Source organism: Mesorhizobium sp. CC13 (assembly GCF_039907765.1).
Taxonomy (GTDB): Bacteria; Pseudomonadota; Alphaproteobacteria; order Rhizobiales; family Rhizobiaceae; genus Aminobacter.
This window is the reverse complement of record NZ_JARDJI010000019.1, coordinates 66,403-89,692: the sequence shown is the minus strand read 5'-3', so window position 1 is coordinate 89,692 and position 23,290 is coordinate 66,403. Positions and strand designations below refer to the sequence as shown.

Annotated in this window: 29 protein-coding genes; 13 read left to right on the top strand and 16 right to left on the bottom strand. The window is 66.2% G+C overall.

All coding sequences use genetic code 11. The annotated features are described in order from the left end of the window. Positions 1-40 precede the first annotated feature (40 nt). Positions 41-649, bottom strand: coding sequence for a 50S ribosomal protein L11 methyltransferase (locus PV773_RS20980; protein WP_347968238.1), 609 nt, complete (start codon positions 647-649; stop codon positions 41-43). A gap of 222 nt (positions 650-871) precedes the next feature. After that, on the bottom strand, positions 872-1,165 hold the full coding sequence (locus PV773_RS20975; protein WP_347968219.1) for a GYD domain-containing protein: 294 nt from the start codon (positions 1,163-1,165) through the stop codon (positions 872-874). A gap of 369 nt (positions 1,166-1,534) precedes the next feature. Here PV773_RS20975 and PV773_RS20970 point away from each other — a divergent pair, with 369 nt between their 5' ends. Then, a complete protein-coding gene (locus tag PV773_RS20970) occupies positions 1,535-1,786 on the top strand; it encodes a DUF1344 domain-containing protein (RefSeq protein WP_347968218.1) in 252 nt (83 codons plus the stop codon). Positions 1,787-1,843: 57 nt separating this feature from the next. Here PV773_RS20970 and PV773_RS20965 read toward each other — a convergent pair whose 3' ends face one another. The 3 genes from PV773_RS20965 to PV773_RS20955 form a co-directional block, all read right to left on the bottom strand. Further along, positions 1,844-2,104, bottom strand: coding sequence for a hypothetical protein (locus tag PV773_RS20965; protein ID WP_347968217.1), 261 nt, complete (start codon positions 2,102-2,104; stop codon positions 1,844-1,846). Between the two features lie 272 nt (positions 2,105-2,376). Further along, positions 2,377-3,051: an aspartate/glutamate racemase family protein gene (locus PV773_RS20960; protein WP_347968237.1), complete on the bottom strand. Its 675-nt coding sequence runs from the start codon at positions 3,049-3,051 to the stop codon at positions 2,377-2,379. A gap of 3 nt (positions 3,052-3,054) precedes the next feature. Further along, complete coding sequence (locus PV773_RS20955; protein WP_347968216.1) at positions 3,055-4,503, bottom strand: MFS transporter; 1,449 nt, start codon at positions 4,501-4,503, stop codon at positions 3,055-3,057. Positions 4,504-4,767: 264 nt separating this feature from the next. Between PV773_RS20955 and PV773_RS20950 the strand changes: the two genes are divergently transcribed. The 3 genes from PV773_RS20950 to PV773_RS20940 all read left to right on the top strand — a co-directional run bounded on the left by PV773_RS20950 (position 4,768) and on the right by PV773_RS20940 (position 9,584). Further along, positions 4,768-5,610 (top strand): MurR/RpiR family transcriptional regulator, encoded by an 843-nt coding sequence (locus tag PV773_RS20950; protein ID WP_347968236.1) that lies wholly within the window; start codon positions 4,768-4,770, stop codon positions 5,608-5,610. Between the two features lie 179 nt (positions 5,611-5,789). Then, a complete protein-coding gene (locus tag PV773_RS20945) occupies positions 5,790-8,387 on the top strand; it encodes a DNA translocase FtsK (RefSeq protein WP_347968215.1) in 2,598 nt (865 codons plus the stop codon). Positions 8,388-8,726: 339 nt separating this feature from the next. After that, the gene (locus PV773_RS20940; RefSeq protein WP_347968214.1) at positions 8,727-9,584 is read left to right on the top strand and encodes a hypothetical protein; all 858 of its coding nucleotides are present in this window, start codon (positions 8,727-8,729) and stop codon (positions 9,582-9,584) included. A gap of 118 nt (positions 9,585-9,702) precedes the next feature. Here the strand turns inward: PV773_RS20940 and PV773_RS20935 are convergent, their stop codons facing one another. The 6 genes from PV773_RS20935 to PV773_RS20910 all read right to left on the bottom strand — a co-directional run bounded on the left by PV773_RS20935 (position 9,703) and on the right by PV773_RS20910 (position 12,385). Continuing rightward, the gene (locus PV773_RS20935) at positions 9,703-10,119 is read right to left on the bottom strand and encodes a DUF1801 domain-containing protein (protein WP_347968213.1); all 417 of its coding nucleotides are present in this window, start codon (positions 10,117-10,119) and stop codon (positions 9,703-9,705) included. Then, entirely contained in the window at positions 10,119-10,343 is a 225-nt protein-coding gene (locus PV773_RS20930; RefSeq protein ID WP_347968212.1) for a hypothetical protein, read from the bottom strand. Before PV773_RS20930 ends, PV773_RS20935 begins: the two co-directional genes overlap by 1 nt. A gap of 27 nt (positions 10,344-10,370) precedes the next feature. Continuing rightward, a complete protein-coding gene (locus tag PV773_RS20925) occupies positions 10,371-10,781 on the bottom strand; it encodes an SRPBCC domain-containing protein (protein ID WP_347968211.1) in 411 nt (136 codons plus the stop codon). Continuing rightward, positions 10,778-11,101, bottom strand: a complete 324-nt coding sequence (locus PV773_RS20920) for a metalloregulator ArsR/SmtB family transcription factor (protein ID WP_347968210.1) — start codon at positions 11,099-11,101, stop codon at positions 10,778-10,780. Before PV773_RS20920 ends, PV773_RS20925 begins: the two co-directional genes overlap by 4 nt. 136 nt (positions 11,102-11,237) lie before the next feature. After that, positions 11,238-11,891 carry a glutathione S-transferase family protein gene (locus PV773_RS20915; RefSeq protein ID WP_347968209.1) on the bottom strand — a complete coding sequence of 218 codons (654 nt, stop codon included), beginning with the start codon at positions 11,889-11,891 and terminating at the stop codon, positions 11,238-11,240. 89 nt (positions 11,892-11,980) lie between these two features. Beyond that, complete coding sequence (locus tag PV773_RS20910) at positions 11,981-12,385, bottom strand: tautomerase family protein (protein WP_347968208.1); 405 nt, start codon at positions 12,383-12,385, stop codon at positions 11,981-11,983. A gap of 174 nt (positions 12,386-12,559) precedes the next feature. On the opposite strand from PV773_RS20910, the gene PV773_RS20905 reads away from it, so the two are divergent. Together PV773_RS20905 and PV773_RS20900 are read left to right on the top strand one after the other, a co-directional pair. Continuing rightward, positions 12,560-13,471 carry a LysR family transcriptional regulator gene (locus PV773_RS20905; protein ID WP_347968207.1) on the top strand — a complete coding sequence of 304 codons (912 nt, stop codon included), beginning with the start codon at positions 12,560-12,562 and terminating at the stop codon, positions 13,469-13,471. 570 nt (positions 13,472-14,041) lie between these two features. After that, positions 14,042-14,452: a hypothetical protein gene (locus PV773_RS20900; protein ID WP_347968206.1), complete on the top strand. Its 411-nt coding sequence runs from the start codon at positions 14,042-14,044 to the stop codon at positions 14,450-14,452. Positions 14,453-14,555: 103 nt separating this feature from the next. Here the strand turns inward: PV773_RS20900 and PV773_RS20895 are convergent, their stop codons facing one another. After that, entirely contained in the window at positions 14,556-16,289 is a 1,734-nt protein-coding gene (locus tag PV773_RS20895; RefSeq protein ID WP_347968205.1) for a cation:proton antiporter, read from the bottom strand. 205 nt (positions 16,290-16,494) lie between these two features. Here PV773_RS20895 and PV773_RS20890 point away from each other — a divergent pair, with 205 nt between their 5' ends. Continuing rightward, positions 16,495-16,857 (top strand): hypothetical protein, encoded by a 363-nt coding sequence (locus PV773_RS20890; protein ID WP_347968204.1) that lies wholly within the window; start codon positions 16,495-16,497, stop codon positions 16,855-16,857. Positions 16,858-16,915: 58 nt separating this feature from the next. On the opposite strand, the gene PV773_RS20885 is transcribed toward PV773_RS20890, so the two are convergent. Next, a complete protein-coding gene (locus tag PV773_RS20885) occupies positions 16,916-17,326 on the bottom strand; it encodes a Kazal-type serine protease inhibitor (protein ID WP_347968203.1) in 411 nt (136 codons plus the stop codon). Between the two features lie 421 nt (positions 17,327-17,747). On the opposite strand from PV773_RS20885, the gene PV773_RS20880 reads away from it, so the two are divergent. The 4 genes from PV773_RS20880 to PV773_RS20865 all read left to right on the top strand — a co-directional run bounded on the left by PV773_RS20880 (position 17,748) and on the right by PV773_RS20865 (position 19,590). Next, positions 17,748-17,960: a cold-shock protein gene (locus PV773_RS20880; protein WP_006202520.1), complete on the top strand. Its 213-nt coding sequence runs from the start codon at positions 17,748-17,750 to the stop codon at positions 17,958-17,960. A gap of 176 nt (positions 17,961-18,136) precedes the next feature. Further along, a complete protein-coding gene (locus tag PV773_RS20875; protein ID WP_347968202.1) occupies positions 18,137-18,544 on the top strand; it encodes a hypothetical protein in 408 nt (135 codons plus the stop codon). A gap of 179 nt (positions 18,545-18,723) precedes the next feature. Beyond that, positions 18,724-18,936: a cold-shock protein gene (locus PV773_RS20870; RefSeq protein WP_024925394.1), complete on the top strand. Its 213-nt coding sequence runs from the start codon at positions 18,724-18,726 to the stop codon at positions 18,934-18,936. Positions 18,937-19,146: 210 nt separating this feature from the next. Then, on the top strand, positions 19,147-19,590 hold the full coding sequence (locus tag PV773_RS20865) for a BA14K family protein (protein WP_347968201.1): 444 nt from the start codon (positions 19,147-19,149) through the stop codon (positions 19,588-19,590). A gap of 104 nt (positions 19,591-19,694) precedes the next feature. Here the strand turns inward: PV773_RS20865 and PV773_RS20860 are convergent, their stop codons facing one another. The 3 genes from PV773_RS20860 to PV773_RS20850 form a co-directional block, all read right to left on the bottom strand. Beyond that, a complete protein-coding gene (locus PV773_RS20860; RefSeq protein WP_347968200.1) occupies positions 19,695-20,336 on the bottom strand; it encodes an MBL fold metallo-hydrolase in 642 nt (213 codons plus the stop codon). Between the two features lie 136 nt (positions 20,337-20,472). Continuing rightward, positions 20,473-20,766 (bottom strand): hypothetical protein, encoded by a 294-nt coding sequence (locus PV773_RS20855; protein WP_347968199.1) that lies wholly within the window; start codon positions 20,764-20,766, stop codon positions 20,473-20,475. A gap of 152 nt (positions 20,767-20,918) precedes the next feature. After that, complete coding sequence (locus PV773_RS20850) at positions 20,919-21,812, bottom strand: branched-chain amino acid aminotransferase (protein WP_347968198.1); 894 nt, start codon at positions 21,810-21,812, stop codon at positions 20,919-20,921. A gap of 238 nt (positions 21,813-22,050) precedes the next feature. Between PV773_RS20850 and PV773_RS20845 the strand changes: the two genes are divergently transcribed. After that, entirely contained in the window at positions 22,051-22,581 is a 531-nt protein-coding gene (locus tag PV773_RS20845; RefSeq protein WP_340038305.1) for a MarR family transcriptional regulator, read from the top strand. Then, positions 22,571-23,290 (top strand): response regulator transcription factor, encoded by a 720-nt coding sequence (locus PV773_RS20840; RefSeq protein WP_347968197.1) that lies wholly within the window; start codon positions 22,571-22,573, stop codon positions 23,288-23,290. The genes PV773_RS20845 and PV773_RS20840 overlap by 11 nt, the downstream gene beginning before the upstream one ends.

The following is a 23,290-nucleotide window of genomic DNA, read 5'->3' as shown; positions in this document are numbered from 1 at the left end:
CCCGCCGCGGCTGCCCTCAGTTCCAGTTCAAGCCACGTCGTCAGGCCACGAAAGCAAGGACCGCGCCCGGCACGGTTGCCGTCCCGCTGGCCAGGCCGACGTCGGCCACGTCGTATTCCGCGACCGGCTGCAGCCGCGCCTGCGGCAGGCAGGGCCGGCCGGGATCGCCGACCAGCACCTCGATGCCCGCGGCCAGGCAGCGGTCGAGGAAGCCGGTCACCCGCACCGCGAGGCCGGCGTCGTAGAACACGTCTCCGGCCGCGACGAGGTCGACGGCGGGCGGCGGCCCGCCGAGCAGGTCGTCGGCCAGCACCGTGAGCGCGACGCCGTTCAGCGCCGCGTTGAGGCCGATCGCGGCGACCGCGTTGGCATCGATCTCGGCGGCGATGACGCTGCGCGCCCCGGCCGCCATCGCGGCGATGCCGACGAGCCCGGACCCGGCCCCGAGGTCGAGCACCCGGCGACCGGCGACCGTCTCGGGCCGCGCATGGAAATGCCGGGCAAGCGCCAGCCCGCCGGCCCATTGATAGGCCCAGTAGGGCGGCGGCGCGTCGTCCCCCTGGCCGGCCGCCAGCCGCCGCAGCCCGCTTCCCGGATGCGCCGCATAGAGCCGGAGGCCGGGCAGCGCCGGAACCGAGGCGATCCGCATGTTCGCCGCGATGAAGGCTGCCGGATCGGGCCTGTGCCTGGAGCTGTGATGGTTCAAGTCGATGCCGCTTGCGCCTGGGGACGCCGGACCATCGTCCGAACCCATGGCGAACGCAAGCGCCCGCTTGCGCGCATTCGGCGTTCAAGTCGCGCCGGAAGATCGGCATTGCAGCAATGAGACGGCGGAAGCCTGGGAAAAAGCCGGCTTCCGCCCGCAATCGGCTCAGGCCATCTTGGCCAGGATCTTGTCCATTTCCGCGGCATCGAAGGCCCGCAGCGTCTGGGTCTTGACGTTGCCGCGTTCCGATATCGACAGGCTGAGCGCCGTCGCGACGGCATCGTCGGGCGCCTCGACGACGGTCACCACGTCATGCTTGCCGAGGGTCCACAGCAGCGTATGCACCTTGCCGCCGAGCTTCTCGGCCAGGGCCCTGAAGGCGTCGGCCCGCTTGGTCGTGTCCTTTACGGTACGTACCCCTTGGTCGGTAAAGTTCACCAGGTAAACGTAATATGCCATTTCGACCTCCCTGGATTGCGGAGGCGTGCGGGCGCATCAGGCGTTGCCGCCGTTTCTCCCGCGCGCAGACTATCACGCGCGGGCTCCGATTGATGCACGCAAAGACGTAGCTCTTGCGTCCTAGGACATAGGGTCTAGCGCCACCCAGGCGAGCACCGGCCCCGGCCTACAATCCGCCGGCGAGGCCGGCGCGGCCTTCCCTCGCTCACCGGCTGGCGCATGATTTCAGCGTTTCGGGCCCCCATGGCCATGGGTCGCGCCAGCCATCCGGCTCATCCGCGGCGCAAAGAAGCCGCAGGTCATTTTCGCAACCATGCATGGTGTTCGACGTTGTTAGAGGTCCGAGGGGCTGAAACCAAGGAGAACGTCATGAGGAAACTCATCATCGCACTCGGCACCCTGGCCCTGATGAGCGGCGCCGCGCTGGCCGCGACCGTCGACGGGGTCGTGAGGGAGTACATCAAGGAAACCAAGGTCATCACGCTGGAGGACGGCAACAGCTATACCGTTCCGCCGGACGTCGCCGTCCCTGCCGAGATCGCAGCCGGCATGAAGGTTTCGATCACGCTCGACGATGACGACGCGACCAAGGTCACCGGCGTCACCATGGCGCCTATGTAGGACCTCTCCATCCAGGATGAGCCCCGCCGGCCGCCGCCGGCGGGGCAATGCTTGCCGCTATTTCGCTTCCCGCACCTTCACGTTGGCGTGGTCGGTCGCCGTTTCGTTCTCCGTGGCCGGGGTCTGCATGTCAGCGCCGGTAAAGGGGCTGCCCTGGCCCGCCGCGGTATCGCCGCTGTGGCCTGCCGGGTTTAGCTGGAATGGCTGGCCGTCGGGGCTGAGGCCGTGCTGCAATGCATCGAACAGATGGTCGTCGGCCTTGGCGACGCCTCCCAGCGCAAGCAGGGCGGCACAGGCAATCAACAAACGTCTCATCATGCTACTCCTCTGGTTGTGTCCTGGACGAGTTGCCACCAGAGTTACCCAGTCTGCCAACGTCGCCGGTCCCCCAATATGTCCCTGGCCCGCGATCACGATTTGTGACGACAGTCTGGCTGGAATGGCCCTTGCATCGGAAGAATGGAGCCCTGCATGCAGCCGGCAGCCGTCGCGGCCGTCCATTCGACCGGCGGCACGATCCGCGTCCCAATGCGAAAAAGCGCGCCGCGGATTTCTCCACGACACGCTTCGAAAACCGTGCTGCGGTTTCGTCAGGCCACTTCGGCGCGCTGCGGCAGCAAGCCGATGAGCCGCTCGATCGCGCAGGGGATCGGCGCGATGACGGGTGTTTCGAACAGCGGCTGCAATTGCTCCGCCGCCTGTCCGAGCGGGCCGCCGCCGATGATCACCGCCTCGGCCCCGTCGAGCTCGATGCATTCGCGCACCGCCTCGCCCAGCGACTGCCTGAGCAGCTTTTCGTCGCCGGCCACCGCGATCGGGTCGCCCGGCGTGCAGCGTATGCCGGTGTAGAGATGCGCGAGACCCAGGTCGCGGGCGCGCCCGGCGATGGCGTCGGTGAGGTCCGGCGTCGAGGTCGCCACGCCGAACCTGCGGCCGCCGCGCGAGGCCTCGATCATCGAGGCCTCGCAGATGCCCACCACCGGCACGCCGACGCGCTGCCGGAGCGCGGCCAGCCCCGGATCGCCGAAGGCGCTGACCACGATGCCCATGCACGCGTCGTCGTGCTCGCAGCCGATCTCGATCACCTGCTCCGCCGAGGCTTCGAGCTGCTGGCCGTTGACGATCATCGGCGGGTTGCGGGTAGCCGTGGCGATTGCCACGGCCATCCGTCCTGTCGCCGCCTTGCGAGCGATCGCATGCATCATGTCGCTCGTTGCATGCGAGCTGTTGGGGTTGATCAGCAGGATGTGGGACGTCTCATTCATCATTTACGCTCTTGCTTCGGCCCGACGTACCGACGGCTCGGGCGTTTCCACCTCTGCCGGCTGCGTCAGGTCTTCCATGGACATTCCGTAGGTCTCCGGGCCCATCTGGATGCAGACGGCGAAGACCGCGTACATCGCCGCCGCCAGGCCGAACACGCCGATCATGCCGTAGGCGTCGAACAGGGCGCCCGAGATGGTGGGCACGAACGAGCCGGCCGCCGAGCCCGTCGCCAGGATGAAGGCGACGCCGAAGGCGCGGATGCGGGTCGGGAACAGTTCCGGCGCATAGATCCAGATCGAGGTGTTGAGCAGCAGCACGAAGAACTGGAAGATCGCGCCGAACATCAGCACCAGGTAGATGTTGGTGCCGAGATAGGCGATCGAAATGGCCGCCAGGCAGGCGAACACGGCACCCACCGTCAGCACCCGCTTGCGCGGGAAGTAGTAGCCGAACATCGAGGCGGCGATGGCGCCCAGCACGCTGCCGCTCTGGATGATCATCGAGTAGAGCAGGCTGCCCTGCAGCGTATAGCCCATCGACACGAAGATGATCGGCATCAGGGTGAGCACCGACAGCTGGGCGCCGTAGCTCATCAGGATGGCGATGGCGACGGGAATGGTGCGGCCGATGAAGGGCGCGCGGAACAGCTCCTTCCAAGCGCCCTTGGCCGGGGCTTCCTGCGCGGTGTCGTCCTTGAGATGTTCGCGCACCACGAGGTTCTTCGGCCGTAGCGTGCCCGATTCCAGGATCGACAGCACCTTGTTGGCCTCCGCTATCCTGCCCTGCGAGGCGAGGAAGCGCGGCGTCTCCGGCACGAAGCGGCGGTAGAACACCACCAGCAGCGCCGGCACCGCGAGTGCCGCGAACAGCCAGCGCCAGCCGTCTTCGCCGGGGAAGATGGTGAAGATCAGCAGGCCGAAGGCAGGGGCCAGGAAGTTGCCGAAGCCGCCGGCGCCGACATTGACCAGCCCCGCGGCCGTGCCGCGGAACTTCGGCGAGCAGAACTCGGACAGCATGGTCACCGCGGTCGAGATCTCGCCGCCGATGCCGAAGCCGACTATGCCGCGCGCGATGGCGAGTGCCGCGAAGTTCGGCGCCAGCGCGCAGGCCAGCGAGCCGATGGTGAAAAGCAGGAGATTGAAGGTCAGCATCACCCTGCGGCCGTAGCGGTCGCCGAGGATGCCCGACAGCAGGCGGCCGATCGCCGCGCTGCCGAATGTGATCGTGTTGAGCAGGCCGATGTCCGCGCCGGTCAGCCCCCAGCTTGCCTTCAGCATCGGCCCCGAAACGCCGATCGTGTTCTGCTCGAAGGCGTCGAACAGGACGCCGATCAGCACCAGCGCGATGATCTGCTTGTGGGCGCCGGTGACGCCGATCCGGCTCAGCGACGTTTCCAATTGTCTTATGACCGGCGATGACTTGCCGGATTGCACCATACCTTCAGCTGCCATGGTTTCTCCTCCCTTGGCTGAACCAGACGTGAAAACTGATTTTCACAAACCTATCATATGAAAATGAAGTTTTACAGCATAAACTTGGGTCCACGCGTCCGGCGTCCCCGGAATTCGGGCCGGGAGCCCTATGTTCTTGTGATTCTTGGGCGAATGGGCGCCCGCTTGGAACGATCCGCTTTGCGGCCCCGCCCGGCCTGCACTTGCGAAGCGGCCCCGAGACGCGCAAATCTGCGCGGCAGCGAAGGAATCGAAGGCAGCATGATGGCATCCAAGGAACGGTCATTCCTCTTCCGCGTCAGGGAAGCCCTGGACGACCTCCATCCTGCCGAGCGCCGGCTGGGCGACTTCGTCTGCGACTTCCCCGGCGAGCTCGCCAGCTACTCGGCCTCGGAGCTCGCCACCCTCGCCCATGTTTCCAACGCCACCGTGTCGCGCTTCGTCAAGCGCCTCGGCTACGACAACTACGAGGAGGCGCGGCGGCATGCGCGCGAGGAGAAGCAGACCGGCTCGCGCCTGTTCCTGACGACTTCCACCGACGCCGCCGCCGCCCAGTCGCTCGGCGCCCACGTCGCCCAGGGCATCGCCAACATCGAGGGCACCTTCGCCAACATCACCGACGCCCAGATCGACGCCGTCGTCGACGCGATGCTGTCGACCCGCAAGGTCTGGGTGCTCGGCTTCCGCTCGAGCCATCCCTTCGCCGATTACCTGCAGTGGCAGATGACCCAGGTGGTCGAGAACATCGTCGCCATCCCCGGCGGCGGCCAGACGCTCGGCGAGCATCTCGTCAGCGTCGCCAAGGGTGACGTCGCCGTCGTCTTCGGCATGCGCCGGCGCATCGCACGCATGGACATGATTCTCGCGGCGATCGAAAAGAGCGGCGCGCAGCTGCTCTACATCACCGACGAGGGCGTGCCGCACCGCCAGTCGGCCGCCTGGCATTTCCGCTGCCAGACCCTCGCGCCCGGCCCCCTGTTCAACCATGTCGCGGTGATGGCTGTCTGCCACCTGCTCGCCACCCGCGCCATCGAGCGCGCCGGGGCGGCCGGCCGCACCCGGCTCAGGGGCATCGAGGCCTTCGGCGACGCGCTCGAGGAACTCTAGCGGCCGGCCCGACGGCCCAAGAAAATTGTTCGCCCGCCAAGCCCTTGGGAATGCTTGGGTGTGCCCGTCCGGCTGTATCAAAACGGGTCTGTTCGGGTCGTCCAGGGGCGTTTTCGGAAGAAACTGTTAACCATCGGTTCCTATTGCTCCGGAGGCGTTCAAACCGGCGAGTCTTGAGTATGGCATCCATGCGTTTTCCTCGGTCAAATCTATCGGGCACGGAAGCCGGGGAGGGCGAGCAGCGCCGCCGCGAGGCCGCGCGCGACCAGGCCCACGCGGTCGATTTCGCCGGCCGCATCGTCAGCCTGCGCGGCAACGAACACAGCTACATGAAGCCCAGGGAAGGCGATGTCTTCCCGAATTTCGGCGGCAGCGAGGGTGAGTTCGCTCGTCCGGGCTGGCAGGACTATTTCTTCCTGGCGCCCAACGTGCGCTTCACCCGCACCCCCGACCGCGAAGTCAAGAAGATCCGCCCCGAGGATGCCGAGCACGCCGTCGAGGAAGGCGCCCAGCCGGCCGAGGCGCCCGCCCTGCCCGATTCGTCCATGGCTGCCCCGGCAGCCATCGCTCCGATGCTGGACGCTTCGCCCGCCCGTCCGTCGCTCGACCGCGTCGTCGAAAGCGCCCAGGTGCTCGCCACCGAACCGCGGCCCGCGCCGACAGCCCATGCCATGGCCACGGCCCGCGCCGCAGCCGCCGCGCCCCGGCCAGCCACCGCACGCCAGCCGGCCCCGGTCGCGGCCAGGCCCGCGGTGACCGACACCCGCTGGTCCTTTCTGTCCGATCACGCCTACTTCGAGTTCGGCGCCCCCTATGTCGTCGAGGTCCGGCCGGCCGAGGCGCGGCGCGTACCCGCCCCGGCGACGCCGCCAGCGGCCCGCCGCCCCGAGCCGCGCCCGGTTGCGGGCCCCGAGATCACCGCGCTCTACCGCGTCATCGAAAGGCCGTCGCCGGCGCAAGGCGCACGCGCCGCAAGCCTTGCCCCGGTCGCCGCGCCCGTCATCGCGCCCGCCGCAGTCGAGCCAGCCCCGGCCGCCCCTGCCCCCGAGCCGGTGGCCGCCGCGGCCGAGCCTGTCGAGGCGATGCCCGCCGAGGCCAAGGCGCCGGCACCGCGCGTCGCCGCCAACGACGCCGTTCCCGCCGCCAGGAGCGTCGAGATCACCATGCCGGCGCAGCGCCAGGCCCCGGCGCTGCCGATCGCCGGCAAGCTCGCGGCCGTCGCCTCCGGCGAGGACTACGAACTGCCCTCGCAGGAACTGCTGCAGCTGCCGCCCGAGGGCCAGGGCTTCTACATGTCGCAGGAGCGGCTCGAGCAGAATGCCGACCTGCTCGAAAGCGTGCTCGAGGACTTTGGCGTCAAGGGCGAGATCATCCATGTCCGCCCCGGCCCCGTCGTCACCCTCTACGAGTTCGAGCCGGCGCCGGGCGTCAAGTCCTCCCGCGTCATCGGCCTCGCCGACGACATCGCCCGCTCCATGTCGGCGATCTCGGCGCGCGTCGCCGTCATCCCCGGCCGCAACGTCATCGGCATCGAGCTGCCCAACGAGACGCGCGAGACCGTCTATTTCCGCGAACTGATCGAGTCCGACGGCTTCCGCAACACCTCGTGCAAGCTGGCGCTCTGCCTCGGCAAGACCATCGGCGGCGAGCCGGTCATCGCCGAGCTCGCCAAGATGCCGCACCTGCTCGTCGCCGGCACCACCGGCTCGGGCAAGTCGGTCGCCATCAACACCATGATTCTGTCGCTGCTCTACCGGCTGAGGCCGGAGGAATGCCGCCTCATCATGGTCGACCCCAAGATGCTGGAGCTGTCGATCTACGACGGCATCCCCCACCTTCTCACCCCCGTCGTCACCGATCCCAAGAAGGCGGTCACCGCGCTGAAATGGGCGGTGCGCGAGATGGAGGACCGCTACCGCAAGATGGCGCGCCTCGGCGTGCGCAACATCGACGGCTACAACCAGCGCGCCGCCGCCGCCCGCGACAACGGCGAGACCGTCGTCATGCAGGTGCAGACCGGCTTCGAGAAGGGCACCGGCGAGCCGCTGTTCGAGGAGCAGGAGATCGACCTCGCGCCGATGCCCTACATCGTCGTCATCGTCGATGAGATGGCCGACCTGATGATGGTCGCCGGCAAGGAGATCGAAGGCGCCATCCAGCGCCTCGCCCAGATGGCGCGCGCCGCCGGCATCCACCTCATCATGGCGACCCAGCGCCCCTCGGTCGACGTCATCACCGGCACCATCAAGGCCAACTTCCCCACCCGCATCTCCTTCCAGGTCACCTCCAAGATCGACAGCCGCACCATCCTCGGCGAACAGGGCGCCGAGCAGCTGCTCGGCCAGGGCGACATGCTGCACATGGCCGGCGGCGGCCGCATCGCCCGCGTCCACGGCCCGTTCGTCTCGGACGCCGAGGTCGAGCACGTCGTCACCCACCTCAAGGCGCAAGGGCGGCCCGAATATCTCGAGACCGTCACCGCCGACGAGGACGACGAGGAGGAGGAAGCCGACCAGGGCCCGGTCTTCGACAAGGGATCGGTCGCGGCCGAGGACGGCGACAACATCTACGACGAGGCCGTCAAGGTCGTGCTGCGCGACAAGAAGTGCTCCACCTCCTACATCCAGCGCCGCCTCGGCATCGGCTACAACCGTGCCGCTTCGCTGGTCGAGCGCATGGAGAAGGATGGCATCGTGGGCACGCCCAACCACGTCGGCAAGCGCGAGATCCTGCTCGGCAAGCGCGACCAGTCGGCCGGCCGCGACGACAACGACTGACGCCGGACGGAGCGCCCCGCCAGCGCGGCGGCGCTCCCTGGCAAGTGGGGCTGGTGGCTAGCCGTTCAGCGGGGAGTGCCACGCTGGGGGAGGACATCAACCGGAAACGGGCACGGTCGGTCGGCCAGGCTTCCGCTGTCGCCCATTTTGCGGAAGCTAGCCACAAGCATTACGGTGGTCTGATGTGACCCCAACGCGGCACTTGAACGGCACAACAAGCTCTTGAGGAAGCTGAACCGCACCCTCGTAGAAATTTCCGGTGGATGAGCTGCCTGTTTAGCCGCAGTAGCATGTAACACCACAGCAATCCCCCGTAGAATTTGCCCGCGGGGTTTTGTCATGAGCCTTCTTGACTGGTGGAAAGTACGATTGCGACGCGGCGCAATCCGCATTGCGGTTCGCCGTCCTATGCCTGAACGCCTTACATATGGCGACAAGCGCAACAACAACTACCAAATCCGCCTAGGCGACCATGACGAAAATCTTCGGTTTATCCCAAAGGCAGTCTTGCCTGATGGCCTGGAAGGGTGGTGCTTCGTCGACGACAAGCCACGGGCAGACGCGTCTCTACCGAATGCCCAGTTCGCAAATCTGCCGTTCGAGATTATCCATCACTACAGGGAATTCAAGCTCACCACCGAGTCTCCTGCGCTATTCATCTTGCAGCGCTTCCTAGGCTACCCCTTTCTTACGGCATGGAAGCACAGGGTTGCACAATTCCTGTTCAACCGTAGGAGGTTGGCCCGCCAAGATCGAATTACAGTCCTTAGATACATCTTCGATCGGACTGTTGAGAATTCGAACTATCGCACATCCAGCCTCGACCTGCCCGGCAACATCTATGGCATGCGCTTCTGGGGGCGTGACGATCACGATTCCCATCTGTCTTACTACCAGATTGTCTTAGATTCCCTTCTTGAGAGCGGCGACCTACGAACTGTTGGGCAGGGCTACGCGCTCAGTCCGAAGGCGGTGGCGACGTTGGACGCTCACGAGACGCAGCAGGAACGACACCAAGACAATGTTGGTATTCAGCGCAAGATCGCCGTCATAACAGTCGTTCTGGCAGTCCTGGCGGCGGCTCAGATGGGCACCGCGGTGTGGCAGGAGCTTCATCCTGACCCAGTAGTTCGCGCACCCGCTCCACCATCTGAGCCTGCATACCCGATCGTGCCTCCCAAGTTCGACGCCCGTTGAAGCTTGCGGGCATGACTTCTCTTAGGCGTCAGGAGTGCTCCTTGAGGCAGGTACCGCCCACACTTATCCTTGCCTTGCCCATCATGTCTCCTCGTTGCCCGCGACGCCGCCGTCCGCCTCACGTCCTCTCGCCCGGCAGGGCGCTTGCCTGTCTCACCCAGTCAGAGAACTGCCGCTCGTCGAACGGGCGGTCCTCGAAGATGTCGAGATAGCGCACCTCCGCCTGCTTCGAGGTGCCGGGCGGCAGCGGCGACAGATGCGCACCCTTGAAGAACGCGACCTTGACGTATCGGGTCATGCAGTGGAAGCCGAGGAACCAGCTCCCCTCCTCCACGCCGTAGAAGGGCGAGTTCCACTTCACCGCCTTGGCCACGCCCGGGACCACTTCGGTGATCAGCGCGTCGAGGCGGCGGCCGACGCCGGACTTCCAGCCGGGCATGGCCTCGATATAGGCCTGCACGACGGCGTCGCCGTAGCCCTTGGCGATCTGCGGATTGCCGCCGGACAGGAGTCTTGGACCGCCGGTCCCCGCCATCAGGCATGGCCCTTCGCGGCCGCCACTCCCTTCGGCTGGCCGCTCAGATAGGGCAGGAAGAACATATGGATGCCGGTCGGGATCAGCACGGCCAGCGGCGGCAGCGGCAGGTAGTAGAACCATTCGGGCAGCTGGGTGACGGCCATGCCGGCGAAAATCGAGGCGACGGCCAGGCTGAAGACGAGCGACGTCCAGCGATGGATCGCCCTGATCAATGAGTTCATGTCAATGCTCCCGATATTCGATTGGGGTCAGTCCAGCCTCGAGACGACTTCGCCCAGCTGGGCGATGAAGCGCGGCCAGCCGACGGTCGCACCCTGGAAATAGGCCTTCTGCTCTGGCGTGAAGCCGCGCTGCTCCATGCGCAGGCTCGTTCCCGTCGCGGTGGGGGCGAGCGTCCAGGTGACGATGCTGCGCAGATCCTTGGTGTCCCAGCGATAGGACAGCGAGCGGTTCGGCTCGACCGTCTCGACCTCGCAGTCGACCTCGCCCCAGTCGGCGGAAAGCGTGAAGCGGCGGCCGGCCTCGGGGCTGAAGTCGTTGCGCATCAGCCATTCGGCGATCAGATGCGGCTCAGTCAGCGCCCGCCACAGCTTCTCCGGCGGATAGGGAAAATCGCGCTCGACCACGACCGCGCGCGTCGTGTCCATCGTTTCGGTCATTGGTCCATCCTCCTGAGCAGATTGTCGAGATCGTCGAAGCGGTCGTTCCAGAATCCGGTCATCCGGCTCGTCCAGTCGATCAGCGCCCTGAGCCCGTCGCGCTCGGCGCTGTAATAGGTGTAGCGGCCCTCGTGCCGGTCGCGCACCAGGCCTGCGGCCTTCAGGACCTTGAGATGCTTGGAAACCACCGGCTGCGACACGCCGGCCCCGCTGAGCAGCCCCACCACCGTCGTATCCCCCTCGCGGCAGAGCCGCTCGAACAGCCCGCGCCGCGTCGGATCGGCAAGCGCGCGGAACATTGCATCCTGAAGCTGCGGCATGATCCATACCCGGTTGGCTATGCGATGACACATAGCCAATCGGGTATGGGTAGTCAATGCACGGCGGGGCAGTGTCGCCGAAAAAATGCCCCCCAGCCTCGACGCGGCGCGCACCCATCCTGAACCCGGAGCGCCCTCATCCGCCATTCGACGCGGCGGTGAAAACCGCCAATTGGGCGTCGAAAGCGCGCTTGAAGGCCGGCCTGGCCTCGCCACGCGCGACATAGGCGGCAATGTTCGGGTACTCGTCCAGCAGCCCCGATCCGTTCAACCGGCGCAGCACCATCACCATCAGCAGGTCGCCGGCGCTGAACGCGCCGTCGAGCCAGTCGGCATCGCCAAGGCGAACCGACAGTTCGCCGAGCCGGCCGCGGATGCGGTCCTCGACCATCGGCAGGCGCTTTTCATGCCAGCTCTCGTCGCGCTCCACGAGCTTGGCGATTTCCCTGTCGACGATCGGCGGCTCCAGCGTGCTGACCGCGGCAAACATCCACGTGATCGCGCGCGCCCGGGCTTTTTTGTCGTCCGGCAGCAGGCCCGCATGGCGCTCGGCTATGTGCAGGACGATCGCGCCCGACTCGAACAAGGCGAGATCGCCTTCCTCATAGGTCGGGATCTGCCCGAAAGGATGCAGCGCACGATGCGCCGGCTGCTTCATCTCGCTGAACGAGACGAGACGGACGTCATAGCGCTGGCCGACTTCCTCGAGCGCCCAGCGAACGCGCATGTCGCGCGCCTGTCCCCTGCCGCGGTCGGGCGAGCGTTCGAAGGCCGTGATGGTGGGGGTCATGGGAAGCCTCCCGGCGTTCGCGTGGTACTTTTGCATCCAAAGGACGCACGACCCGCGCGGTTCCCGACAACTTACCTCGTTGTCGTTGATCACGGGATGTCGCGGTCAAGCCAACTTGGCTGTTCCGGCGGGCTCATCGGAATTCCGCCCTCACCGATGTTTGCGGCCGGAACCTCGATCAGCGTGATGTGAACGTCTTCTCGCGCAACCTCCAGCCGCCGCTCGATCACATCGGTCAATCTTTCGATCAACGCGGTCAGCACCTCGCGTCGACGCCCCTCCCGGAAGGTCATCGTCACGTTGTTCATTCTGGCCTTGTGCGGCTCGTCCCCACCGTACCCAAGATTCTCGGTGTCGAACTCCCACAGGAAGACGTGCACCTCGGACGGAGGCACCTCCATGACCTCGACCGTGCAGTCCGTCATTTCACGAATGAGCGAGCGCTTCCGCGCAGCGGAATTGCCCCTTGTCAGAGCCATGTGAAGATACGGCATGTGTCCTATTCTCCTTGGTGTTCAGGCTTTCACATTGGGCAGACCGTTCCCTTGATCCACGAGGAGAACTCAGAGTGCCCTGCGAAGGGTAAGTTGCGCTAACTTCGCTAGGAATAGAATTGATTGATTTGGACAATGATCTGTGCCTCATGAGAACAAATTGAGGACGTTCCAATGGAAGCGCATTCCGACATGGCGATCTTCGTCGCGGTCATCGATTCCGGTGGCTTTTCACCGGCGGCACGACGGCTTGGGATGACCCATTCGGCGGTCAGCAAGAGAGTTCGGCGACTGGAGGATCGGCTGAGGATACAGCTGCTGTTGCGAACGACGCGCTCGATGTCGCTTACCGAGGCAGGGCAGAAATACCTCCGCGAGGCCCGCTCCATCCTTCACGGCATTGAAGCCCTGGAAGCCGGGATGGCTCTCGGTGCCGACGTGCCGCGTGGCACCCTGAAGATATCGGCGTCGAATGCGTTCGGTCGGCTACAGGTCGTGCCAGCCATTGTCGACTTCATGCGGATTTACCCCGATCTGCACATTGACCTGTCACTGACGGATGCCGTCATAGACATCGGATACGAACGCGTGGATGTCGCCATTCGCAGCGCCATTCTCAAGGATTCGAGCCTGATTGCACGCAAGCTGGCCTCGAACGACCGAATTATCTGCGTCGCGCCCGCGTACCTTGAAACCAGGGGCGTACCGACGAAACCGTCCGACCTGGCGGCGCATCTCTGTCTGGGACTTAACTTTCAAAGCCGATTCAACGACTGGGAATTCCGCGGCGGTCGGAAAGTTCGCATGGATGGCAGGTTCACTTGCAACAGTGTCGAGGCGCTGCACGCAGCGTGCCTGGCTGGTGTCGGCATCGCTCGGCTGCCGGAATTCATGGTCGGCTCGGACCTCGCGGAAGGCCGTTTGATCTCGCTTTTGAATGATGCTCGGCTCCCCTCGGAATCGGCGATCTACGCCGTAAGGCCCGACGCTGACTTTGTGCCGATGAAGACGAGGTCGTTTATCGACTTTCTTGTGGACCGCTTCTCGCCGACGCCACCCTGGCGGACCGGCGCAGGGCGGGACTGAGATGGCGGCGGTGCCGACAAGCCGGAAAAGTTGACGGCGGCGGTCGCCCCCGGCTTCCCCCGCAGACGCAGCTCCCCGCCCAGCCGCTGAGGGATAAATTCCCGCGCCCATCTCCGCCAAGCGCCTGATCTGATTGGGCTTTCAAAAAAATCTTCGGCCGGCTTTTCCACCGCCTGGAGCGCCCGGCCTATACTTCCTGCACTGTCCTCGCGGGAACCTGGTGCGCACCGGATATCAGGGAGGACGGCGGTGACCTCCCGCCACGGCTGCGGTAGCCGTGGCTCCGAGGGCCCGACGACAGGCCGGCGTCGTCCGTCGCGCGCCGCAGATGGCGGGTGCCGGAGGGTGCGGAGAAGCCGCGGGTTCAGGCCACGAAAAGACCGTGGGACGGACCTGTGACCGGCCGACCGAGGGACAGACACCGGACGGACGGTCGGTGGACCGCATATTCCACTACTGACGAGCGATCTGCCGACCGCCCGTCTTCCCACCCCATGATCCGGCCTCGCGGGAGGCGCGGTGCCGCACCGGCACGCCCCGCGGTCCCGGCCTTTTCACCAAGGAGTCCCCATGCAACCCATGACCGACCGCGACCAATTCCTCCTCTCGCTCGAACTCGAGGAAACCGCGAGAACCCTGCGGGGACAGCTCGGCGGCCTGTTCCCCACCCCGCCTTGGCCGCGCGCCGAGATGCTGGCGCTGGCGCGCCACATCGCCACCGAAACCGGCGTGCCCGAGCTTTGCACCGACCCGATGTGCAGGCGCGGCCGGCTCTGCCGCGCCGAAACCATCGCCGAGGGCGGCCCGCCATGCGCCGCCTCCTGGTCGGGCGAGGCTCTCGCCCGGCTGGAGGGCGGCTTCGAAGCGCTGGCCCTCGGCTGGATGATGGCCGAGCGCCGCCAGGCGGCACTGCGCGACGCAGCCTCGGCCGCCGCCGTGGAGCCGGTCAAGCGCCGGCCGCGCGAGCGGCGCAGACGGTGAGGCCGGAGCGATTCCAGCAAAGCTGCGCAGCGGTTTTCTGTCCGGAATTGAGCAAAAACAAAGAGATAGAGCGTTTCCGCATTCGAAGAAAGGCGGAAACACTCTACGCCGCGTCGGCGCGCCCGTAGGCGGCGTTCCGCTCGGCGGCGATGCGGTCGCCCAGCACTTCGCTGGCATAGCCGAACTCGGAGAGCGCGCGGGCGGCGAGTTGCAGCCCGGCCTCGACCGCGTCGGGAATGACGAAGTCGGCGCCCGCGGCATGCAGCTCGCGCGCGTGCTCGGCGTCGCGGGCTCGCGCCAGCACCGGGGCGTCGGGGCGCATCTGCCGCACCGCCCGCACCATCGCGGCGGCGTCATGGGCATTGTCGACGGTGACGATGAACATGCTGGCGCCGGCCGCGCCCGCATGGCTCAGGATCTCGGGCCGAGCGGCATCGCCGAGATAGACCTTGCGTCCGGCGGCGCGCTCGCGCGACACCACGGCCGCATCGCGCTCCAGCGCCACGATGTCGGCGGCCTCGGCGTCGAGCATGTGCGCGATGGTGCGGCCGACCCGCCCGAAGCCGGCGATCACCACATGGCCGGTGAGGTCGGGAAAGGTTGCAGGATCGACATCCGCGCCGGCTGCCTCCTCGAAGCGATCGGCGAGCTTGCGGCCGAGCCGCGCCATCAGCGGGCTGGCAAGCATCGACAGGCCGGCGACCCCGGTGACGGTGGTGGCGGTGGCGGCGTCGAGGATGCCGCCGCTCGCCGCCGTGGCGACCACGACGAAGGCGAATTCGCCGGCCGGCGCCAGCAGGAAGGCGGTCTCCAACGCATGCGCGGGGCGGACGCCGAAGGCGCGGCAGGCGGCGACGGCCACCAGCGCCTTGAGCGCCAGCAGCGCCGCAAGCCCCGCGAGCACCACAGGCAGTCCGGCCAGCATGGTGGCGAGGTCGAGCCCGATTCCCACCGTCATGAAGAACAGGCCGAGCAGCAGCCCCTTGAACGGCTCGAGATCGACCTCGGCCTGGTGCTTGAATTCGGTTTCGCCGAGCAGCAGCCCGGCAAGGAAGGCGCCGAGCGCCAGCGACAGGCCGGCGGACGCGGTCAGCACAGCGCCGCCGACGATGGTGAGCAGCGTCAGCCCCATCAGGAAGTCGCGGCCGCCGGCCCTCGCAGCGAGCCCGAAGGCGTCCCTCAGCACGAAGCGGCCGAACAGCAGGATCACCGCCACCGCGATGCCGCCCTGGATCAGCGCCTCGAGCAGCGCACTGAACAGTCCTTCGTCCCTGCCGGGCGCGAGGAAGCCGATCAGGATCAGGATCGGCGCCACCAGCATGTCCTGGAACAGCAGCACCGCGAGCGCCGAACGCCCGACCGGCCCGGTGGCGCGCTTCTCCTCGGTCAGCGTCTGCATGACGATCGCCGTCGACGACAGCGCAAGCGCCAGGCCCACCGCCACGGCGGCATGGCCGTCGAGCCCGGCGAACACCAGCACGATCGCGATCGCCGCGACGCTCGCCACCGCCTGGAAGGTGCCGGCGCCGAACACCAGGCGCCGCAGCATCCACAGCTTCTCGAACGACAGCTCCAGCCCGAGCAGGAACAGCAGGAACAGCACGCCGAGCTCGGCAAAAGGCTTGGCGGCTTCGGGGTCGGAAAACGCCAGGTGGCCGAGCCATGGCCAGCTCTCGGCCAGCGCGCCCATCCCGAACGGGCCGAGCGCCAGCCCGGCCAGGAGGAAGCCCAGCACCGAGGGAACCCGCGCCATGCGCAGCAGCGGCACCAGCACGCCGGCCGCGAACAGGAAGACCAGCGCGTCCTTCAGCCATATCGAGTGGAGGTTGTCGCCCATGAGTCGTCCCCGGTTCCGAGGCCGCACCTTAGCCGCAGGCGCGTCGAAATGCAGGCGCGGCCTTCTCACGAAGGCGTGCGGCACGGCCCTTGCCCCGGCAACCGTGCGCTAACCCTGACTCCGCAGAATTGCCCCGCTGGCGCGGGCCGCCCTTGCGGCGCGTCGATCCCGGTGCATAGCTCGGGGCCGCAGCCAGGAGGCCCAGATGACGTTCTCGTCCTTGCCGTTGATGGTCGCCCTCGTCGCGGGCGCCCTTCCCGCGACGGCCGCGCCGATGCCGCCGTCGCACGCAGCACCGGGCCTCGTCATGAAGGTCGGCGGCTGCCATCGCGACGTGCGCGACGGCTATGTCGAGGAGATCGGGCGCCGCGCCGCGCACTACCATCGTCCGGAGACCTGCCGGCCGGTGCTCGTCGAGGTCGACCGCCTGCCGCGCCGCCAGCTGGTGGATTGCCACCGCGACGTCCGCATCCACCGCATCCAGGGCCTGATGCTGCGCCACCGCCACGTCGGCGACGACTGCCGGGTGCGCGAGGTCAGGCGCGCCACCGAGTTCCCGGCCAACTGACGTTTCGGCCGGTCGCCTCCCGGAGCTTCGGGCCGGGAGGCGACCGGATCACTTTTGCCTAGCAGGGGCCCCGGTCGACGACGCGGAAGCCGGCGGAATCCGCCTCGCAGGCATTGGGGAAGGTGCGCAGCTGGCCGCCGCGCTGGCCGCAGACCGGCCGGTACTCCCTGGTGCAGAACTGCTGCCCGCCCTCGTCGTCCCAGCCGCCTTCCGCCCGGCAGGCGCCGCCGCGGATGATGCGGTAGCCGGCGGCTTCGGCCATGCAGGCATTGGCAAAGGTCTGGCGCTCGCCCCCGCGCCGCGCGCAGACCGGATCGTACTCGCGGGTACAGAACTGCGGTCCCGGGCCGGGACGCGGCGGCCGCGGTCCCGGGCCTTCGTCGACGACCACCGTACAGGCCACCGCCACGACCGCCAGCAACGGCAGGAACCCGGCCCTGCGGGCAATTCTGCTTGCCGAAAATCTCATGTCGCTCTCCTCGCTCCCCCGTCCCCGGCGAAAGATCGCCGCCGGCACGATCCTTACAAGACTTCCAGCGATTGTAACCCCCACGCGCAGCTTGTCCCCATCGTTGGCGCCCTCTGGCCGACCGCGGTTTGCCGGAAGGCCGGAAATCGCGACTTGCGGCGCGGCGGCGCCGGCTGCTGCGACATCTTGCAACCTACACGTTTCCATGCAATACAAGCATTACTCGGGCATTTGCTGTCCCGGAGACTGGAACGTTTGGCACGACCCTTTCCCCGATACTGTGAATCTCTGACGACCCCGTTACTCGGCGGGGGGTTTTACCGTGCGCGAATGCATGACCGCCTAGCAAAACCACCGATCTGCCGCCGACGCCAGGCGGTCGGCAGGTCCAGACCACTGATAGGGTGAAGGAGTTCTCCCAATGGCCCAGACCGGTACCGTAAAGTTCTTCAACGCAACCAAAGGCTTCGGCTTCATCACGCCGGATGGCGGCGCGAAGGACGTGTTCGTGCACATCTCCGCCATCGAGGCTTCGGGCCTGCGCACGCTCGTCGATGGCCAGAAGGTCACCTTCGACGTCGAGCCTGATCGCATGGGCAAGGGCCCCAAGGCGGTCAACCTCCGCGCGGCCTGAGTTTCGCCTGTTCGCTTGAACGAAGGGCGCGGCGGGAAACCGCCGCGCCCTTTGTCTTTGCATCGCCTCTCCTGCGGCCGCCACAACCATAGGCTGACGACGCTGGCTGAACCTTCCATTTGATGGCATAGTTTGCCAGGGGCACAGACCGCGCCCCGCACAGGAGGAGGCCGACTATGAAATTCCTGAATTCCCTCGGCGCCGCACTGCTGGCCGCCGCACTTGGCTATGGCGGGCCGGCGTCCGCCATGCCGGCAGGCGAGCCGCAGTCGGACAGCGGCCTGGTCGTGCAGGTGCGCGGCTGTCACCCGGAGGTCGTGCGCCACTACGTCCCCGAAATTGGGCGGACCGCATGGCACCGCCACCGCCGCCCCGACTGCCGGCCGGTCATCGTGCGCCAGCCGGTGGTGAGGGACTGCCATCGCAGCGTCGAGCGGCACTACCTGCCGCAATATGGTGCGCGCGTCACCCATCGCCACGTCGGCTCCAGTTGCCGGATCAGGGTCTACGACCGCTACGATCCGTACCGGCCGCGGCCCGGCACGTGCATCCAGATCGGCCCGATCCGCTACTGCGAATACTGAGCCGGTGACCCGGTTTTGAAAGGGCGCGAAGCCTGCAAATCCCGGCAACGGCGCCGCTTTGAGGCGGCGCCGGCCAGCAAAAGTTTCGCTTGCCGATCACTCAAAAATGAACGACAAATTTCACCTTCGGGCATTTGCCGGCCCGGAGACTGGAATTTATGGGATCAGAGGAGTTTCCCATGCCGCAGACCGGCACCGTCAAGTTCTTCAATCATGCCAAAGGCTTCGGCTTCATCACGCCGGACGACGGAGCGAAGGATGTCTTCGTCCACATCTCGGCCGTGCAGGCGTCGGGTCTTCCCGGTCTTGAGGATGGGCAGAAAGTCACGTTCGATACCGAGCCGGACAAGCGCGGCAAGGGACCCAAGGCCGTCAATCTGACGGTTGGCTGAACCCAGGGGGCGGCCGGAGCCCATGGCGACGGCCGATCGTCCGTAAAGCGTCCGAAACCGGTATGCCGGACAGGTGTCGCTTGGCCTTCGGCGAGCGGCGTTAACGTCGGTAAATCCGTTCAGCTTGCGTTCAGGCTGGGTCCCCTAGACAGCTAGTCGACGCCGATCTCCGGCCCTTCGATACGGGCTGGACGGCGAAGGAGACCGAACATGAACCGCATCATCAAGACCATTGTCCTGTCGGCAGCTGTTGCCGCCACCACCCTTGCCGCCCTGCCCGCGGCCCAGGCCAGCGACGGCTGGAGGCACTACAAGCACCGCCGCGACAACACTGGCGCGATCGTCGCTGCCGGTGCGCTCGGGCTGATCGCCGGTGCGGTCATTGCCGGCAACGCCAACCGCTCGCGGCCGGTCTACGACGACTATTACGACTATGATTACCAGCCGCGCCGCGTCTATCGCCAGGAATACTACCGCCCGGCGCCGCAGCAGCGCGTGATCTATTCCGAGAACTACGGCCGCGGCTACTCGTCGGTCGAGCCGTGGACCCCGGAATGGTACGAGTATTGCTCGGACCGCTACCGCAGCTTCAAGCCGCGCACCGGCACGTTCACCGGCTATGACGGCCAGGAGCACTTCTGCGTCGCCAACTGACGCTTGCGATCAGGGTTCCCTGCCCCGACTAAAAAGCGGCGCCATCCTTCGATGGCGCCGCTTTCGTTTTCCGATTTGTCAGGCTGTCGTCAGACCAGGCTGTGTCAGACCAGGTAGGGATTGCCGCGCCGCTCGTCGCCGAAGCGGCCGCCGGGACCGTGACCGCAGATGAAGCCGACGTCGTCGCCCAGCGGCAGGAGCTTTTCCTTGATCGAGCGGATCAGCGTTTCGTGGTCGCCGCCATAGAGGTCGGTGCGGCCGATCGAGCCCTGGAACAGCACGTCGCCGACATGGGCGAACCTGGCGGCGCGGTTGTAGTAGACGACATGTCCGGGCGCGTGGCCGGGGCAATGCAGCACCTCGAAGACGTGACCGCCGAACGACACCGTCTCGCCTTCGGTCAGGAACCTGTCGGGCGTGCAGTTGCGCACGCTGCCGGCCAAGCCGAATTTCTCGGCCTGCACCGCGAGATTGTCGAGCAAGGGCTTGTCCGCCTCGTGCGGGCCGACGATCTCGACGCCGAGCGCCTCCTTCAGCTCCATCGCGCCGCCGGCATGGTCGATATGGCCATGGGTGAGCCAGATCGCGGTGATCTTGATGCCGCTGTCGCCGAGTATCGCCAGGATGGTCTCGACGTCCCCGCCCGGGTCGACGACAACGCCGGTCTTGTCGTCGTTGTCGAAGAGGATCGTGCAATTCTGCTGGAATGGCGTGACCGGCACGATGCCTGCGTTGAGCTGTCCCATGGCTGTCCCTTTGCTGATGCTGGCACCGAGATAGGGGCGCAGGCGCGCGCCGTCCATGCCTATTCGCGCCGGCCGCCGTCCGCGCAAATGAAAAGGGCGGCCGAAGCCGCCCAGTCGAGAGAACGTGGGGATATTGTCAGGCCTTCTTCATCGCGCCCATGACGGCGCCGACGATCGCCGTGAGGATCGCACCGCCGCCAGCACCGCCGACGACGTCGCCGAGAATGCCGCTCAGTGCGCCCGCCGTGGCCGGATCTGCCGCGCCGCCCATCAGGCTGCCGAGAATCTGGCCGCCCGCGAGACCGCCGATACCACCGGCGAGCAGCTTGCCCATCTGCCCCATCGCGGCCTGTTTGACGGCCGCCCCAACTGCCTGTCCACCGATTACGCCGGTCACGATTTGCACAATGATCGGAAGAAGAGTTTCCATTTACAATTCCCTCCAAAATTGCTGGCCGACCTCCGCCGGCCGACGACCACATGAGACCCCGAATTCCGCGAAAGTCAAATTCGCCTCAATTCAAACAGAAAGGGCGGTCGCAGGACCGCCCTCTCCTCAGATCAAGTTATTGATCTTTCTGGTTATTCTGCTGCGATCGCGTGCTTGGGCTGAACCGCCGCCGAATAGTCGTTCATCAGCGTCTTGGCGATTTCGCCGACCTCGAATCGGTACTGCCCGATCTCGGAAACGGGCGTCACTTCGGCTGCCGTGCCGGTCAGGAAGCACTGTTCGAAGCCTTCCAACTCCTCCGGCATGATCGCCCGCTCGATGACCTCGAGGCCACGATCCTTGGCAAGCCCGATCACGGTGCGCCGGGTGATGCCGTCGAGGAAACAGTCCGGCTTCGGCGTGTGGATCTTGCCGTCCTTGACGAAGAAGATGTTGGCGCCGGTGGCTTCCGCCACCTGGCCGCGCCAGTCGAGCATCATCGCGTCGGCGTAGCCCTTGGCCTCGGCCGCATGCTTGGACAGCGTGCAGATCATGTAGAGGCCCGCCGCCTTCGACTTGCACGGAGCCGTGCGCGGATCCGGGCGGCGCCATTCGGCGAGGTCGAGACGGATGCCCTTGAGCTTCTGCGCCGGGTCGAAATAGCTCGGCCACTGCCAGATGGCGATGGCGACGTTGATGCGGTTGTTCTGGGCCGAAACGCCCATCTGCTCGCTGCCGCGCCAGGCGATCGGACGCACATAGGCATCCTTGAAGCCCTGCTTCTTCAGCAGTTCCCGGCAGGCATCGTCGATCTGGGCGACGGAATAGGGAACGCTGAAGCCGAGGAGCCGAGCCGATTCATGCAGACGCTCGGTGTGCTCGGTCAGCTTGAAGATCTCGCCGCCATAGGCGCGCTCGCCTTCGAATACGGCGCTTGCATAGTGCAGGCCATGGGTTAGGACGTGAATCTTGGCGTCTGCCCATTTGATGAACTCGCCGTTCATCCAGATGTGTCCATCGAGCTGGTCGAAAGGAACGGATGCCATGGTAAACCTTCCCGCAGGCCGGAGCCTGCCAATCGTTTTCGTATCGGGCTTGCCGGCCCAGAGGGCCGAAAGGGTAAAGCGTCGACGGCCAACAATACCAAAGCAAACTCACGATGTTTCGGAAAAAACCACCGTACCTTGCCTTTTCGTTCGCAATCCGCCGAAAAGCTTGGCAAAAATTACCATCGCACCTAATTTATGTCAACAGTGCTGACATAAATTGACGAGCAGGAATCCTATGGCACCACGCAGCGGCGCAGCCGCCCAACCGATCCGCACCGCAGTGACGGCCGACGACGGCGTCGATTTCACCATCATCGAGCTCTTGTACTTCGCCTATCGCGACTTCACGTCCGACCCCGACCAGATCCTTTCCGAATACGGTTTCGGCCGCGCCCACCACCGCGTGCTGCACTTCGTCAACCGCATGCCCGGGCTGACCGTCGCCGAACTGCTCGACGTGCTCAAGATAACCAAGCAGAGCCTTGCGAGGGTGCTCAAGCAGCTGATCGACGCGGGCTACATCATCCAGGTCCAGGGGCCGCGCGACCGGCGGCAGCGGGAACTGTACCCGACGGCGAAAGGGCGCACGCTGACGCTCGAACTCGCACGGCCACAGTCGCGCCGCATCCATGCTGCATTGGAAGGCGCAGGTGAGGCCGAACGCGCCTCGATCGAGCGATTCCTCAAGGCGATGGTCAACCCCGAGCTCCGGGCCCAGATCGATCATCTGCCCGGAAACAAGCCTGGGAGAGACGATGGAAAATAGAGACGGGACGGGAGCCGCCGCAGCGATGAACGACGACGCACCGCATCTGCTCGTGGTCGACGACGACACGCGCATCCGCAACCTGCTCAAGCAGTATCTGACGGAAAACGGCTTCCGTGTCACGGTCGCCGGCAACGCCGACGAGGCACGGCGCAAGCTGGCCGGCCTCGACTTCGACCTGCTCGTCCTCGACGTCATGATGCCCGGCGAGAACGGCGTCGACCTGACCAAGTCGCTGCGCGACGAGAAGGACGTGCCGATCCTCATGCTGACGGCGCTGTCCGAGACCGACAGCCGCATCGCCGGCCTCGAGGCGGGCGCGGACGATTATCTGCCCAAGCCCTTCGACCCGCGCGAGCTGATCCTGCGCATCAACAACATCCTGAGACGCGGCGGCCCGGTGACCACCCCCAAGGTGGAACAGCTGGTGTTCGGTCCCTACACCTTCCAGATCGCGCGGCGCGAGCTGAAGCGTGGCGGCGAGGCGCTCAAGCTCACCGACCGCGAGCAGGAAATCCTCGCCATCTTCGCAGCCAGGGCCGGCGAGACGATCCCGCGCCACGAACTGGTGACCGGCGATGCGGAAGTCGGCGAGCGCACCATCGACGTCCAGATCAACCGGCTCAGGCGCAAGATCGAGCGCGATCCGGCCAATCCCGTCTGGCTGCAGACCGTGCGCGGGATTGGGTATCGGCTGAGCGTGGAATAG